This window comes from Ochrobactrum sp. P6BSIII, from assembly GCF_014138065.1.
Lineage (GTDB): Bacteria > Pseudomonadota > Alphaproteobacteria > Rhizobiales > Rhizobiaceae > Brucella.
Map to the genome: position 1 here is coordinate 180174 of NZ_JACGXB010000003.1, position 16283 is coordinate 196456.

Here is a 16283-nt window from a genome sequence, read left to right on the forward strand (position 1 = left end):
CCAGTCATGCGCCCCTCGCTTTAAATCGATTTTAGGACCGGAGAGGAACCTCATGTCTCAGCGTCATGCGCCCGTCATTGTCATTGGCTCAGGTCCTGCTGGTTATACTGCTGCGATTTACGCAGCTCGTGCCATGTTGAAACCCATCGTGATTGCTGGTCTCCAGCAGGGCGGTCAGTTGATGATCACCACCGATGTGGAGAACTATCCGGGCTATGCCGAACCGGTGCAGGGCCCATGGATGATGGAACAGATGGCCAAGCAGGCAGAACATGTCGGCGCGGAAATCGTTCATGACATCATCACCGAGGTTGAAACCACGGTGCGTCCGTTCCGCCTGAAGGCCGATTCCGGCGCGGTCTATACCTGTGATGCGCTGATCATCGCGACCGGTGCGCAGGCCAAGTGGCTTGGCCTCGACAGCGAACAGACCTTCATGGGCGGTGGCGTTTCGGCTTGCGCGACCTGTGACGGCTTCTTCTATCGCGGCAAGGATGTGGTTGTGGTCGGGGGCGGCAATACGGCTGTCGAAGAAGCGCTTTACCTGTCGCACATCGCCAAGAGCGTGACCGTGGTGCATCGCCGCGACGGTTTCCGTGCGGAAAAGATCATGCAGGATCGTCTCCTGTCTCGGGCCAATGTCAGCGTGGTCTGGAACAGCGTGATCGATGAAATTCTTGGCACTGAGGCCAAGCCGCCGATGGGGGCGACCGTTACCGGCGTGCGTTTGAAGAATGTCGTGACGGGTGAAACCACCGACGTCGACACGCATGGCGTCTTTGTCGCCATCGGTCATGCGCCTGCCGTGTCGCTGTTCGAAGGCAAGCTGAAGCAGAAGCCAAACGGCTATCTTTGGACCGCGCCCGATTCCACCGCCACCGATGTTCCGGGTATTTATGCCGCTGGCGACGTCACCGACGATATTTACCGGCAGGCCGTGACCGCCGCCGGTATGGGCTGCATGGCAGCGCTCGAAGCCGAGCGCTGGCTGGCCGCACAGGAACCGCTGCACGAAGCGGCGGAGTAACGAGGGGGAAATCGTGGTCGCACCGCTCGACTGGGATAAACTGCGCATTTTTCATGCCGCGGCAGAAGCTGGGTCGTTCACCCATGCCGCGCAGACATTGCATTTGTCGCAATCGGCTATTTCGCGTCAGGTCAGTGCGCTGGAACAGGATGTCGGCGTGCCGCTGTTCCACCGCCACGCGCGCGGGCTGATTCTGACCGAACAGGGCGAAACGCTTTATCGCACGGCGCATGACGTGTTGATGAAGCTGGAAAATGTTCGCTCCAAGCTGGCCGAGAGCAAGGAAAAGCCGACGGGACGCCTGCGTGTTACGACGACGGTTGGTCTCGGCTCCGGTTGGCTGATCGAGCGTATTCAGGAATTCGTCGAGCTCTATCCGGATATCCACCTTCAGCTGATCCTCGATAATGAGGAGCTGGATCTGACCATGCGTCACGCGGACTGCGCCTTGCGCCTGCGTCAACCGCAGCAGCCGGACCTGATTCAGCGCCGCCTGTTCACGGTGCATATGCATCTTTACGCATCGGCGGGCTATGTATCGAAATATGGCAAGCTGAACTCGATCGACGAACTCGACCAGCATCGTATCGTGACATTCGGCGAACCGGCTCCAAGCTATCTGACCGGTTTGAACTGGCTGGAAGTTGCAGGCCGTACCGATGGCAGCACGCGCATCCCGGCTTTGCAGGTGAATAATCTTCTGTCGGTGCGCCGCGCCGTTCAACGTGGCGTCGGCATTGCGGTGTTGCCGGATTATATGGCCGACAAGGAATCCGGTCTGGTGCAGCTCGTGCCGGAACTGGAGGAAATCCCGTCCTTCGATACGTTCTTCTGCTATCCCGAAGCGTTGAAGAATTCCGCGAAGCTGCATGCGTTCAGAGACTTCCTGTTCTCAAAGGCGCGCAACTGGACCTATTGATCGCCATTTTTCATTGATGACAGAAAGGCCGCGCTGGTTTGCCAGCGCGGCCTTTTGGTTTTGAGGTGTCTTGGCTGTGCGCTATTATTTGCGCGGCAGGAGACGCTGCACGTCCTTGGCGGTGTCGGCGAGGACGTCTTCCGGGGTGGCGGACTGTTCGACCAGACGGGAGAGACCGTCAACGATGGTCTGCGTCACCTTCACGCCGTTGGAGCCGGGGAAGGCATACCAAGGCACCATGATCGACATCTGGCTGAGACCGGCCTTGAAGAGCGGGTTTTCTTCATAGAACTTGCCGAGATATTCATCCGACTTGGCGGCCAGATCGTTGTTCGGCACGTAGCCGGTGCCCGGAACCACGACCGAAGCGCCGTAAGGACCGGCGGCGAACTTGGCGAATTTCCACCCGGCATCGACCTTCGACTGGTCTTCGGTGAGGATCACGACCGCATTGCCGCCGGTTGGCAGACGACCCTTTTCCGGGTTGATGAGTGGGATCTTTGCGGTGCGCATATCAAACTTGTCGCCGACATTCTTGATCGTGTTGCGCAATGCGCCGGTGGTCTGGAAGGCAAAGCCCACCTTGCCAGCGGCAAAAGCCTGTTCGCCAGCTGCCTTGGTCAGAACCGGCATACCGCCTTCCTTGACCATGCGGTCAACGAGCTTCAGGGCTGCAAGGCCTTCCGGTCCGTCGAAGGCGACCTTCTTTTCGTCTTCGGTCAGCATGGTGCCGCCCGCGCCGAACAGAAGTGCCGAGAACATCCAGTCGTCGCCCTGCCAGCGGAAGTCGATGCCTTCATTGCCGTTGCCGAGCGCCTTGATCTTGCCGCCGAGCGCGATCACTTCGTCCCAGGTGGTGGGCGGCGTGTCGGGGTTGCCACCAGCGGCACGCACGAGGTCGGCATTGTAGTACATGATCGGGTTGGAGGTTGCGAAAGCAAGGCCAACCTGACGGTCGCCGACGCGGGCAAGCTTGAGGATATGATCGGTGAAGCCCTGCGCTTCCATATCCTTTTCCTTGTCGACCAGCGGCTTCATGTCGACGCCGATATTGCGTTCGGCAAGAACGCGCAGACGGTTGAGGCCGGTGAAGGTGATATCCGGCATTTCCGACGTGCCAGCCTGACGCATGATCGTCTGGATGCCTTCCTCATAGGTGGCGGAAGGGCTGACGAAGTTGATCTTGATGTCCGGATTTTCTTCCATGAACTTCTTGGAGATGTCGGCCATGACATCCTTGAAGAAGCCGGGCATCGGATAATGCACGTTGAGCGTGGTGTCGGCAAAGGCAGGCGAGCCGAGGCCGGTGGCGAGGGTCAGGGTAGCGAGGGCACCAAGTGCGCTTGCAAGGCGTTTCATGATCAACTCCTGTGAGTGGGATAGGCGTAAGAGGTCAGCCTTTGAGGCCGGTAAGGGTGATGCCCTCGATGAAGCGGCGCTGGGCAGCAAGGAATGCCAGCAGCAGGGGCAAGGTGATGATGAGCGTCGCGGCCATCAGTGCGCCGTAGTCGTCACCGGCTTCGGCAGCGCGGAAGTAGAGCAGGCCGAGCGGCGGCGTGGCGCGTTCCATCCCGTTGACGACGATCAGCGGCCAGAACAGGTCGTTCCAGTGTGCAACCACGGAAAAGATGGAAAAAGCGGTGATGGCGGGCCAGGCATTCGGCACGATCACACGCATGACGATGCCTGCTTCCGACATGCCGTCGAGGCGGGCGGCGCTGATGAGATCATCGGGCATGGCGCGGAAGAATTGCAGGAACAGGAATATGCCAAACACCGAGATGAAGAACGGTGCGCTTAGTGCAAAATAGCTGTTCAGCACGCCAAGCTGGTTGAAGCCGACATAGAAGGGCAGCGCGGTTGCGTGGATCGGAACCAGCAGCCCCAGCATGACGAGAACCATCATGGCACGCTGGCCGCGAAAGTTGAGTTTCGCCATGGCATAGGCGCAGGGAATGGCGATCACCACCTGCACCACCAGCACCAGTCCGCAGACGACGACGCCGTTGAATAGCAAAAGCCCCATAGGCACGCGGGTGAGGGCTTTGGTGACATTGTCCCAGAGCGCCCAGTTATGCGGGATCAGCGACAGCGACGACGAGAAAATGTCCTGCTGCGACTTGGCTGCGGTGGACAGCATGAAGATGTAGGGCGCGAGGAAAAGCAGCGCGCCAAAGGAGAGAAGACCGAGGCGAAACGAACGGGCGAGTGACATGGGAGGTCTCCTCAATAATGCGTGCGGCGGTCCAGCACACGGAACTGGAGCAGCATCAGGACAATCAGCACGGCGAGGAAAATCACGGTCATGGCCGAGGCGTAACCGACGCGGAGAAAGACGAAGCCTTCCTGATAGATGGTCCAGAGCAGGACTTCGGTGGCTTTGTTCGGACCGCCTTCGGTGAGCGTCTTCACGGTCTCGAAAACCTTGACGGCATTGATGATGCTGATGGTCGTGACGAACAGCGTCGTCGGTCCGAGCAAGGGCCAGGTGACAAGGCGAAAGCGCTCCCAGCTGCTTTTCACACCGTCCACTTCAGCAGCGGAGTAAAGCTCGCGCGGAATGGCTGTGAGGCCCGCCAGAAACAGCACCATGTTGAAGCCGACGCTTTGCCAGACGCCGATCAGCGCAAGGCTGATCAAAGCCGTGTCGCTGGAGCCAAGCCAGTTCGGACCGGTGATGCCGATCATGCCGAGCAGCGCATTGACGGGGCCAAGCGTGGGATGGAGCAGATATTGCCAGACAGTCGCCATGGCAACGAGCAGCGAGGCAACCGGCAGAAAATACACGGTGCGGAAGAATGACTTTCCGCGCACTTCGCCTTCAATGAGGATCGCAACGCCAAGGCCGAGAAACACTGAAGCCGGTGCGACAATGGCCGTGTAGATTGCTGTGTTCTTCAAGGAAATGAGGAAGGTCCGGTCGCTGAACAGCTCGACATAATTGTCGAGGCCGATGAATTCGAAACCGGCATAGCCAAGCTCGAAATTGGTAAAGCTCCAGAAGACAACAGCCGCGGTCGGCAGAAGGATCAGAAGCACCGTCAGGAGAATGGCTGGGGAGGCGAGTTTCCAGGCCAGTCGCTCTTCGCGCCGTTGCGCGTTTTTGGCGGCAGTGCGGGCGCTGATTGCGCCGGGCCGGGCAAGGGCGATGTCAGACATGAGCCACCGCCTTTTCCACCGGAGCGATGGTCACAACATTCCCGGCGGGCTGGCGCAGGCGTGCGCCGTCATCCCCGAAGAGATAGGCGTTATCTGCATCGAAATGCAGGCCAACCGGCAATCCGGGCGCGATATGGTCAGCCTTGACCGGATCGAGCTTGACGATCAGTTCCTGCACCGAGCCCGGTGCTTTCACATAGACGAGCACTTCGGAACCGAGAAACTCGATGCGTGACACTGTCCCGGTGATTCCGGTCTTGTCATGCGGCAGCAGCCGGAAATGTTCAGGGCGAATGCCGACGCGGATCGTTGTGCCCGCATAGGCAGCGACGTTCTGAAGAATGGGACGGCCAGCGAAATGAACGCTGCCCTGATCGCTGACGAGAGCGTCCAGAATGTTGATGCGTGGCGTGCCAATGAACTGGGCCACTTCGATATGGCGCGGGTCGTTATAGATCGCGGTCGGCGTATCGATTTGCAGCAGCTTGCCGCCCATCATGACGGCCACACGGTCGGCCATGCTGAGCGCTTCGGCCTGATCGTGCGTCACATAGATCGTCGGAACGCCAGCGCGGCGATGCAGATCGACAATCTCGGCGCGGGTATGAACGCGCAGATTGGCATCAAGGTTGGACAGCGGTTCATCCATGAGGAAAACGCCGGGCTGGCGCACGAGCGCACGGGCAAGCGCGACACGCTGGCGCTGGCCGCCCGACATCTGGCCGGGCTTGCGGTCGAGAAGATGATCGATTTTCAGGCTGGCAGCGGTGGTTTTCACCTGTTTCTGGATCGCTGCGCGCTTGGCGCGCTGGCCGGGGACCAGCGGTCCAACGAAGGGCAGGCGTTCAGCCGTGGTCATGTCGCGCATGGCCAGCGGCACGGCGATGTTCTGCGCGGCAGTCAGATGCGGGTACAAGGCATAAGACTGGAAGACCATCGCGATATTGCGGTCGGCTGGATGCGCGCCAGTGATGTCGCGGCCTGCAAGAGAAACATCGCCTTCGTCGGCATGATCAAGACCGGCAAGAATGCGCAAAAGCGTGCTCTTTCCGCAGCCCGACGGGCCGACGAGGGCGATGAATTCGCCCTCCGCCACGTCGATGCTGATGCCGTCCAGAATGCGGTTGCCGCCATAGGACTTTCCGATATCGCGGATGGCCAGCGTGCTCATTGGCTTGCCTCTTCGCTGACCTTCTCGCCGTCGCCGCTATGATGCGGATAGACTTCATGCACCACGTCGTCGATCAAATAAGGCGTCAGTTCTTCAATACGGACGATGGTGCTCGTCGCCGTTTCGCCAAGTTCGTGCACGACAGCGCCGAGAATGCGTTCGCCCGGCAGGTCGCGCTCCATGGCCCCGACGATAAAGGCTGCCGCTGGTCCCCAGATATAGCTGGTACCGAAAGCTTCGCCCGCCCATGCGCGGTGCAGGTGGCCGCTGGCGTGAAGCTGCACGTTATATTGTGCGAAGAGGTCGTAGAGACGCTGGCGCGCAACCGGGCGAATGCCCCAATAGCCGCTGTCGCCTTCTTCGGGATCATCAACAAAGAGCGGCTTATGCGCGAAGACGGCGACGGGCTTGCCGTCTGCGTTTTCCAGTACGTTTTCCAGCCACTGGAACTGTTCTTCCTCTTCCTCACTGCCGGTTCCGATGATCAGGCTGTTGAGGCCGACGATCAGCCATTCACCGAGGTCTTTTGCCCAGCGGTCGGGACCGATATGGCGCTGCCAGCGCGCAAGGCGCTCGGCATTGACCGGCTGGTGGCTTTCCGGCAGATGGCCGATGTCGTGGTTGCCCGGCACGCTGAGAACAGGGGCGGAGAGCTGTTCGAAACAGCTGCGGCAGAATTCGAGATCGGCTTCGATATCGGCGCCGTCAACGGCCAGATCGCCGGTGTGAATGATGAGATCGGGCTTCTGCTGCTCGACCCAGGCCACGAGCGGTTCCCAGTTCGGGTTGAAATGCGTCTTGATCGGGCTGAGATGGGTGTCGGTGATTTGAACGATCCGCATGGGCGCGCTCCCTCGTGGCTTGTGGGATGATCGCAGCGGAGCCGTTCAGAGCACTCCTTAGTCAAATAAGAATATTTGGCGTCGAGATAATGTCTCTTAAACAACACCTTAGAGCACGGTTTGATGTCATCGATCCGAAACGCACTCTAAAGGCTGCGTTTGCCGCTGCTTATACTTATGCAGTGGCTTCTGCCGGCGCTTTTAGGCCTGTTGTGTGACAGTCCTGATGCGCTGCGATGACAGTTGGGTGACATCTTCTGTGGGGAATCAGCGGAAGGTGATTTGCTGATTTTGCAGGCAGTTCGGTTGTATCAATGCCTGTTCCGTAGGCGCTCAAATTTGAGCGCGCGCCGCTTACTGGCGAGCATTTTCATGCTAACTAATTGATTTTAAAATAAATAATATCGCGTTTGAGCTATGCAGTAAACGCATGGCAGCATTGCGCTAAAGTTGCATTGCAAAAATCATGAGCAGGGAGCATATAACAATCATCTCAGCGCCGCGTTTCCTCCTCCCATTTGCGCGGGCTGAGTGTTCCCCTCTGGAGGTTTGCCTCAAAGGCACCTTCAAAACTCAAAGCCAGACATTTGTCTGGCTTTTTTTTTGGCTTTTCGCCTGTTTCTTGGCCGTGATGGCTAACTCGAACAAACTACAAATAGCGGTTACGTGCCAGCTGTCCGTTCTGACAGGTCGCAGACGGCTGCCGTTCTTGGTGGTACGCAATCGAAGCACAGATACGAAAAAGGGGCCCTGAGGCCCCTTTGTCATTCATCGTTTCGAAGTGATTAGCGCAAGCTAGCGCAGAAGCGCTGGATGCGGTTGCAGGCTTCTTCGAGCAGCTCATCGGACGTTGCATAGGAAATGCGGAAGTTCGGTCCGAGGCCGAAGGCCGAACCGTGAACCACGGCAACGCCCTCTGCTTCGAGCAGTTCGGTGACGAAATCTTCGTCGGTTTCGATAACCTTGCCAGCTTCGGTCTTCTTGCCGATCAGGCCAGCGCAGGACGGATAGACATAGAATGCGCCTTCTGGCGTCGGGCACTGGATGCCCTTGGCCTGATTGAGCATCGATACGACCAGATCGCGACGAGCCTGGAAGATTTCCTTGTTCTTCGGGATGAAGTCCTGCGTGCCGTTGAGTGCTTCAACCGCAGCCCACTGGGCAATCGAGCAGGCGCCGGAGGTCTGCTGACCCTGCACCATGTCCATGGCCTTGATAAGCTGCAGCGGGCCAGCGGCGTAACCGATGCGCCAGCCGGTCATGGCATAGGCTTTGGAAACGCCGTTCATGGTGAGCGTGCGATCATAGAGCGACGGCTCGACCTGGGCAGGCGTCGTGAAAACGAAATCGCCATAGACCAGATGCTCATACATGTCGTCGGTCAGGATCCAAACCTGCGGGTGACGCACGAGCACGTCCGTCAGCGCCTTCAGCTCGGCTTCCGTATAGGCAGCGCCCGTCGGGTTGGACGGCGAGTTGAAGATCAACCACTTGGTCTTCGGCGTGATGGCATTTTCCAGATCGGCAGCGGTCAGTTTGAAATTGTCTTCGATCTTGGTGTTGATGAACACCGGCGTACCGCCGTTGATCGCGACCATTTCCGGATAGCTGACCCAGTAAGGCGCAGGCACGATGACTTCATCGCCGGGGTTCAGCGTGGCCATGAAGGCGTTGAACAGGATCTGCTTGCCGCCCGTGCCGACGATCACCTGATCCGGCGTGTAGTCGAGGCCGTTTTCGCGCTTGAACTTGGCGACGATCGCCTTGCGCAGCTCAGGGATACCGGCAACAGGCGTGTACTTCGTTTCGCCGCGATTGATCGCGTCGATGGCAGCCTGCTTGATGTTGTCCGGTGTGTCGAAATCGGGTTCGCCCGCGCCGAGACCGATCACGTCCTTGCCTTTGGCTTTCAGTTCGCGTGCTTTCTGGCTGACCGCGATGGTCGCAGATGGCTTTACACGGGAAAGGGCGTCGGCGAGAAATGCCATGATAGATCTCCATAGATGGCAGGCTCTGTTAACCGCACTGGGAACGGCGCGGTTTTGCGAATTTTCTATGTCGCATCGGCAGAGGAATCGCAACAGATGGATTGGCATTTCGCCCGTATTTCGGGGTTTTCTCAAAAATGTGTTGCGAAAAGTACCGGATAGATCAGCGTTGCTGACATAATATCTCAATGAAACTGATTGGACAGGCCGTGACGCAGGCAGAGATAGTGCTGCGAAACAGGAGACATCCATGCTGACCATTTACGGACAACCCGATTCAGGAAATTGCTACAAGCCCCGCCTGCTGCTTGCCCTGTTGGGCAAGCCTTTTCGCCACGTGACCGTTTCGTCGCGGGACGGTTCCACACGCCAGCCGGATTATCTGGCCAAGAACCCCAATGGCAAGGTGCCTTTGCTCGAACTGGATGACGGACGCCTGCTGGCGGAATCGAACGCCATGCTTCTTTATCTGGCTGAGGGAACGCCGTTTCTGCCCGCTGACGCCTATGAGCGCGGGCTGGTCTATCAGTGGTTGTTTTTCGAACAGTATAGCCACGAGCCCTTCGTGGCGGTGAGCCGTGCGTTGCGGCTTTATCCGGAACGGGTGCAACTGGCGACGCCGGAACGTCTGGCCTCGTTGCTGGAGGGCGGTAACAAGGCGCTTGGTGTCATGGAAACGCAGCTTGAGAAGACGCCCTATCTGGTCGGTGGTGCTTATACGGTCGCCGATATCGCGCTCTATGCCTATACGCATGAGGCGCATCTGGGCGGCTTTGATATGCAGCAATATCCGGCGATCCAGGCCTGGCTCAAGCGCGTTGCTGCGCATCCGGGCCATGTGGCGCTTGACTGGCTGCCTTGAGAATTTTCAAACAGTACAAATGATTAGAGCGCCGATCAGATCGGCGCTCCAATATTTTGAGCCACATTCAGGCAAAGCCGGATGGAACATCCAGCCGCTAAATGTATTAGGCTGCGACGAGGTTGTCTGCAGACGAACGGCCCGAACGGCGATCCTGCACGATCTCGTAAGAGACCTTCTGACCTTCGTTGAGCGTGGCAAGGCCAGCGCGCTGAACGGCAGAGATGTGAACGAAAATGTCCGTGCCGCCCTGGTCAGGCTGAATGAAGCCGAAACCCTTGGTCGTGTTGAACCACTTAACTGTTCCCGTAGCCATGGGAATGTCCTTTGTAACGATAGTAATTTTTAGTCCGCATGCTCCGCACACGTCCCTGTGGATCGAATTTATGGACAGGAGATCGTCAGGAAGCACGGCAGGCCGCACGGGTCTCAAAGTCACTCGACCGAAAAATCGATTGCCGGACTATATGCGACAAATTTGACCAGCACAAGAGAGCTAGAATGCGTGTCTGGCTGTGATTTTGCTAAAAAAATCGCAGCGTTAACGTCAACGGAAGGTAATTTTTATCTAAAACACCACCTTTTCCGCGATTGCGTGCAGTAACAGTGCTTTGCAGAAAATGTCATGAGCCTCGTATTTAGGGTGTAACCGTTCGACCCTGTCAGAAAGGCGGGCTCGGAAAAGTGGGCTTCTGGAGGGCAGGGTATCGCGTTTCTTTGACTTTTGCGTGATATGCTTAACGCGCATGTTGTGAATTGCCCGCGAATTCGTCACAGGGATTCGCGAACGGGCATGTGGTGAGGCAAGATATGACGTCTGAACCGGAACAGAAGCAGCCGAAGCGCAGTGCGCCGAAAAAGAGCCGCAAGCGCGGGAAGTCCCAGCGCACGGGCATCAAAGGCTTGCTCACCCGTCAGCCGGTCCGCGACGGCAACGATCTGTTCTCGCAGCTTTCTATGATGACCGGCGCTTTCTGGAGTTCGCCGGTGCGCACCGCGCTGATTGCGCTTGGAACCGGCATTTTTGTGCTGATCGTGCTGATCGCCATCGGACAGGTTGCGATCAACCGCTGGAACGAGCCGTTCTACGACGCACTGGCGCGCAAGGATTTACAGGCCTTCTTCCATCAGTTGATGGTCTTCTTCGGTATTGCTGGCAGCCTGCTGGTGCTCAATGTCGCGCAGACATGGCTGAACCAGATGTTCAAGCTGAAGATGCGCGAGGGGCTGGCCCGCGATCTGGTCGGTCAATGGCTGGCACCGGGGCGGGCGTTCCGGCTGGCCAATGCAGGCGAAATCGGCATCAATCCAGACCAGCGACTGCATGAAGATGCCCGGCACCTGGCCGAAACCTCCTGCGATCTCGGCATCAATCTGTTGCAATCGACAGTCATTCTGGTGAGTTTCGTCGGCGTGCTCTGGTCGCTGTCGAGCGGCTTCATTTTCCATGTCGGCGGCTACAGCTTCCCGATCCCGGGCTACATGGTCTGGGCGGTGATCATCTATGCTGGCTCCGCATCGTGGCTGACATGGATCGTCGGGCGCAACCTCGTCAATATCAATGCCAACCGCTATGCACGCGAGGCGGATTTCCGTGCCTCGCTGATGCGGGTCAACGAGCATCTGGATGCCGTTACCCTGTCGCGCGGTGAAGCGGACGAACGTCGCCGCCTCGATCTGGATATCGATGCCGTGCTGGCTGCGATCCGCAAGATCGTTTACGCGACCACGCGGTTGACCTGGGTGACTGCCGGTTACGGCTGGCTTACCATCGTCGCACCAATTCTCGTTGCTGCGCCGGTCTATTTTTCCGGAGGACTGACCTTCGGTGGTTTGATGATGGCGGTCGGGGCCTTTACGCAGGTGCACAATTCGCTGCGCTGGTTCGTGGATAATTTTGGCGCTATTGCCGACTGGCGCGCGACGCTGCTTCGTGTCGCCACGTTCCGGCAGGCGATTCTGCGCATGGATGAGCTGGGTCGTCTCGACCGTCAGGTCGATCTGGCCGTCAACGAGGACGACAGAATCAGTCTCGACAACGTGTCGATTGCAGCACCTGATATCTGTTTGCGATTGTCGAAAGGCGCCTTTGCGGTCAAGCCGGGTGAACGGGTGCTGGTGACCGGCGGCACCGAAACCCAACGCACTTTGCTGTTCCGGGCGCTGGGCGGCCTGTGGCCATGGGGCGATGGGCGTATCGGTATGCCAGCCAATGACGGCGTCGCCTTCATGCCGCGCGCGCCCTATTTGCCGCCGGGCACGCTGAAGAGCGTGATCGTATATCCATTTGATCTGAAGAAGTTCGCGTCTGAAGCGCTGGAAGGGGTGTTGCAGCGCGCCGGGCTTGCGCGGCTTATCGGCAGTCTCGATCACGTCACGCGCTGGGAGCGGGTGCTGACCGATGACGAGCGGCAATGTCTCGCCTTCGCCCGACTCATTTTGCAGGAGCCGCAATGGATCATTATTGATGGCGCGCTCGATGGGCTCGACGCCGAGGCTTATGATCGCATTCGGGACATTTTGAACAATGAGCTGAAGCAAGCTGCGGTAATCCACCTAGGCAAGCCACATCTGCATAACGGGCTTTTCTCCCGGCAGGTCAATCTGGAAGAGGATCCCGATGGCAAGCCGCTGGAAATTCCCGCTTTAAAGAGCGCATAGAAAAAGCCGCCGGATCGCTCCGGCGGCTTTTTCTTTGTCTGTACCGCTTATGCGCGGAAGTAATCCTGCAGCGGACGCACTTCCAGCGAACCGGCCTTCAGCGCTGCGATGGCTTCGGCTGCAGCTTCGGCGCCTGACATGGTGGTGTAGTAAGGCAGCTTCTGCATCAGTGTTGCGCGACGGATCGACTTGGAGTCAGATACGGCGCTGGCGCTGTCGGTCGTGTTGAAGACCAGATGGATCTGACGATTGCGGATCGCATCTTCCACATGCGGACGGCCTTCGATGACCTTGTTGATCTTGATCGCTTCGACGCCGTTGTCAGCGAGGAAACGCTGCGTGCCGCCGGTTGCCATGACGCGGAAGCCGAGGCTTGCGAGCTTGCGCACAGGCGCCAGAACGCGTTCCTTGTCTTCGTCGCGCACCGACACGAACACCGTGCCTTCACGCGGCAGTTCCACGCCTGCACCGAGCTGCGCCTTGGCGAAAGCCAGTGCGTAGTCGTAGTCGAGGCCCATGACTTCGCCGGTCGAGCGCATTTCCGGTCCGAGCAGCGTATCGACGCCCGGGAAGCGGGCGAACGGGAATACGGCTTCCTTGACCGCGATATGCGGGCGCGAAGGTGCCTGCGGCTTGCCGCCGTAAGCGCCGAGCGCGTCTTCAAGGCTTTCGCCAGCCATGATGCGGGCAGCAACCTTGGCAATCGGGGTGCCGATGGTCTTGGCAACGAACGGAACCGTACGCGAAGCGCGTGGGTTGACTTCGAGGATGAAGATTTCGCCATCCTTGATCGCGAACTGGACGTTCATCAGGCCGCCGACATTGAGCGCCTTGGCCAGTGCTTCCGTCTGACGTTCGAGTTCGGCAACGGTTTCAGCCGAGAGCGAGTGAACCGGCAGCGAGCAGGCGCTGTCGCCCGAGTGAATGCCGGCTTCTTCGATATGCTCCATGATGCCCGAGACAAAGCTGTCCTTGCCATCGCAAAGGCAGTCGACGTCCACTTCGATAGCCTGGGTAAGGTAAGTATCGAACAGAAGCGGGTTCTTGCCGAGCAGCGTGTTGATCTGGCCGGTCTTGTCGTTTGGATACTTCGCCTTGATGTCTTCCGGGACCAGTTCCGGCACGGTGTCGAGCAGATAGGCCTGCAGCGTGCGCTCGTCATGGATGATCTGCATGGCGCGGCCACCCAGAACATAAGACGGGCGGACGACCAGCGGGAAGCCGAGGTCGGCAGCGACGAGGCGGGCCTGTTCGACCGAATAGGCAATGCCGTTCTTCGGCTGGTTCAGGTCGAGCTTGACCAGAAGCTTCTGGAAGCGGTCGCGATCCTCCGCAAGGTCGATGGCGTCTGGCGAGGTGCCGAGGATCGGGATGCCAGCCTTTTCAAGCGCATTGGCGAGCTTGAGCGGGGTCTGGCCGCCGAACTGGACGATAACGCCGTGCAGTGTGCCCTTTTCCTTTTCGACGCGCAGGATTTCCAGCACGTCTTCCGCCGTCAGGGGCTCGAAATAGAGACGATCCGAAGTGTCATAATCGGTCGAAACCGTTTCCGGGTTGCAGTTGATCATGATGGCTTCGTAATCGGCATCGCCGAGCGCGAAGGCCGCATGGCAGCAGCAATAATCGAACTCGATGCCCTGACCGATACGGTTCGGGCCGCCACCGAGAATGACGACCTTCTTGCGATCCGAAACTTCGGCTTCCGAACGCGGCTGGCCGACGAAAGGCGTTTCATAGGTCGAGTACATGTAAGCGGTCGGCGAAGCGAATTCGGCAGCGCAGGTGTCGATGCGCTTGTAGACCGGATGCACGTCGAGATCGGCGCGCAGCTTGGCCACGTCCGTCGCTTCCTTGTTCGTCAGGCTTGCAAGGCGGGCGTCGGAGAAGCCCATTGCCTTCAGCATGCGCAGGTTTTCTGCGTCCTGCGGCAGGCCATGTTCGCGGATGCGCGCTTCGGTCGAAACGATCGCTTCGATCTGTTCAAGGAACCAAGGGTCAATCTTGGAGGCGTCATGCACCTGCTCGACGGTCAGGCCGAGGCGCATAGCCTGCGCAACCATGCGCAGACGATCCGGCGTCGGCGTGCCGATGGCAGCGCGGATAGCGTTCTTCTCGTCGCCTTCCTCGATGTTGGGAATGGCGATTTCGTCAAGGCCGGTCAGGCCGGTTTCAAGACCGCGCAGCGCTTTCTGCAAGCTTTCCTGGAAGGTACGGCCAATGGCCATCACTTCGCCAACCGACTTCATGGCGGTGGTCAGGATCGGCGAGGAGCCGGGGAACTTTTCGAATGCAAAACGCGGGATCTTGGTGACGACATAGTCGATCGACGGTTCGAACGAGGCTGGCGTTGCGCCGCCGGTGATGTCGTTGTCGAGTTCGTCCAGCGTGTAGCCGACGGCGAGCTTGGCCGCGACCTTGGCAATCGGGAAGCCGGTTGCCTTGGAAGCCAGAGCCGAAGAGCGCGAGACGCGCGGGTTCATTTCGATGACGATCATGCGGCCATTGGCCGGGTTGATCGCGAACTGCACGTTGGAGCCGCCGGTTTCGACGCCGATCTCGCGCAGGACCGCAATCGAGGCGTTACGCATGATCTGGTATTCTTTGTCGGTCAGCGTCAGTGCTGGCGCAACGGTGATCGAGTCGCCGGTGTGCACGCCCATCGGATCGAGATTTTCGATCGAGCAGATGATGATGCAGTTGTCCGCCTTGTCGCGGACGACCTCCATTTCATATTCTTTCCAGCCCAGAACCGACTCTTCAATCAGAACTTCGGTTGTCGGCGATGCGTCCAGACCGCGCTCGATGATTTCGAAGAATTCCTGACGGTTATAGGCAATGCCGCCGCCGGTGCCGCCGAGCGTGAAGCTCGGGCGGATGATGGCCGGAAGGCCAACAAAGTCGAGCGCCTGCGCTGCCTTGGCGAGCGCATGCGTCATGTAGCGCTGCTTGCGGTCAACTTCGCCGAGCTGCCATTCGGTTTCGAGCTTGTCGAGCGCCTTGTCGAGGTCGCTGCCGGTGTATTGGGTCTTGACTTCCGCGCGCTTGGCTTCGTGACGCTTGCGATCCTCGTCCTTGATTTCAGTCGCATTGGCGAGCATGGAATCAGGCGTATCGAGGCCGATCTTTTCCATGGCTTCACGGAACAGCGCGCGATCTTCCGCCTTGTCGATGGCTTCGGCATTGGCGCCGATCATCTCGACATTGTAGCGCTCCAGCACGCCCATGCGGCGCAGCGACAATGCGGTGTTCAGCGCGGTCTGGCCGCCCATGGTCGGGAGCAGCGCGTCCGGGCGCTCCTTGGCGATAATCTTGGCGACGACTTCCGGCGTGATCGGCTCGATATAGGTCGCGTCCGCCAGATCGGGATCGGTCATGATCGTGGCCGGGTTGGAGTTGACGAGGATGATGCGGTAGCCTTCCTCTTTCAACGCCTTACAGGCCTGAGTGCCCGAATAGTCGAACTCGCAAGCCTGGCCGATGACAATGGGGCCCGCGCCGATAATCAGGATCGATTTGATATCTGTACGTTTCGGCATGGGCGCTCATCCTATCTTCTTCGGGCGCATGATCTTGTCCGAAAACCGGTTCCCATTTTCGGGATCATGCTCTTGTTTACGCATGCCTTTGTCTCGAAACCGGTTCCCACTTTCGAGT

At 58.7% G+C, this 16283-nt stretch carries 12 protein-coding genes; 4 read left to right on the plus strand and 8 right to left on the minus strand.

The features are described 5' to 3' along the window. Positions 1-52 precede the first annotated feature (52 nt). Positions 53-1027: a thioredoxin-disulfide reductase gene (gene trxB / locus FHW00_RS05205; RefSeq protein WP_078338715.1), complete on the plus strand. Its 975-nt coding sequence runs from the start codon at positions 53-55 to the stop codon at positions 1025-1027. A 13-nt stretch (positions 1028-1040) separates the two neighbouring features. Further along, positions 1041-1946, plus strand: a complete 906-nt coding sequence (locus FHW00_RS05210) for a LysR family transcriptional regulator (RefSeq protein ID WP_078338714.1) — start codon at positions 1041-1043, stop codon at positions 1944-1946. 84 nt (positions 1947-2030) lie between these two features. Here the strand turns inward: FHW00_RS05210 and FHW00_RS05215 are convergent, their stop codons facing one another. The 6 genes from FHW00_RS05215 to FHW00_RS05240 all read right to left on the minus strand — a co-directional run bounded on the left by FHW00_RS05215 (position 2031) and on the right by FHW00_RS05240 (position 9106). Then, on the minus strand, positions 2031-3305 hold the full coding sequence (locus tag FHW00_RS05215; protein WP_078338713.1) for an ABC transporter substrate-binding protein: 1275 nt from the start codon (positions 3303-3305) through the stop codon (positions 2031-2033). 34 nt (positions 3306-3339) lie between these two features. Next, positions 3340-4161, minus strand: coding sequence for a carbohydrate ABC transporter permease (locus FHW00_RS05220; protein WP_078338712.1), 822 nt, complete (start codon positions 4159-4161; stop codon positions 3340-3342). Between the two features lie 11 nt (positions 4162-4172). Beyond that, on the minus strand, positions 4173-5105 hold the full coding sequence (locus tag FHW00_RS05225) for a carbohydrate ABC transporter permease (RefSeq protein WP_113533526.1): 933 nt from the start codon (positions 5103-5105) through the stop codon (positions 4173-4175). Continuing rightward, a complete protein-coding gene (locus FHW00_RS05230; protein ID WP_078338711.1) occupies positions 5098-6276 on the minus strand; it encodes an ABC transporter ATP-binding protein in 1179 nt (392 codons plus the stop codon). Before FHW00_RS05230 ends, FHW00_RS05225 begins: the two co-directional genes overlap by 8 nt. After that, entirely contained in the window at positions 6273-7118 is an 846-nt protein-coding gene (locus FHW00_RS05235) for a metallophosphoesterase family protein (protein WP_078338710.1), read from the minus strand. Before FHW00_RS05235 ends, FHW00_RS05230 begins: the two co-directional genes overlap by 4 nt. Positions 7119-7903: 785 nt before the next feature. After that, positions 7904-9106, minus strand: coding sequence for a pyridoxal phosphate-dependent aminotransferase (locus FHW00_RS05240; RefSeq protein ID WP_078338708.1), 1203 nt, complete (start codon positions 9104-9106; stop codon positions 7904-7906). Between the two features lie 250 nt (positions 9107-9356). Here FHW00_RS05240 and FHW00_RS05245 point away from each other — a divergent pair, with 250 nt between their 5' ends. Next, positions 9357-9968 (plus strand): glutathione S-transferase family protein, encoded by a 612-nt coding sequence (locus tag FHW00_RS05245; RefSeq protein WP_078338707.1) that lies wholly within the window; start codon positions 9357-9359, stop codon positions 9966-9968. 106 nt (positions 9969-10074) lie between these two features. Here FHW00_RS05245 and FHW00_RS05250 read toward each other — a convergent pair whose 3' ends face one another. Further along, complete coding sequence (locus tag FHW00_RS05250; RefSeq protein WP_078338706.1) at positions 10075-10284, minus strand: cold-shock protein; 210 nt, start codon at positions 10282-10284, stop codon at positions 10075-10077. Positions 10285-10778: 494 nt separating this feature from the next. Here FHW00_RS05250 and FHW00_RS05255 point away from each other — a divergent pair, with 494 nt between their 5' ends. Next, entirely contained in the window at positions 10779-12629 is a 1851-nt protein-coding gene (locus FHW00_RS05255) for an ABC transporter ATP-binding protein/permease (protein ID WP_078338705.1), read from the plus strand. A 47-nt stretch (positions 12630-12676) separates the two neighbouring features. On the opposite strand, the gene carB is transcribed toward FHW00_RS05255, so the two are convergent. Then, entirely contained in the window at positions 12677-16165 is a 3489-nt protein-coding gene (gene carB / locus FHW00_RS05260; protein WP_113533523.1) for a carbamoyl-phosphate synthase large subunit, read from the minus strand. Positions 16166-16283: the final 118 nt, after the last annotated feature.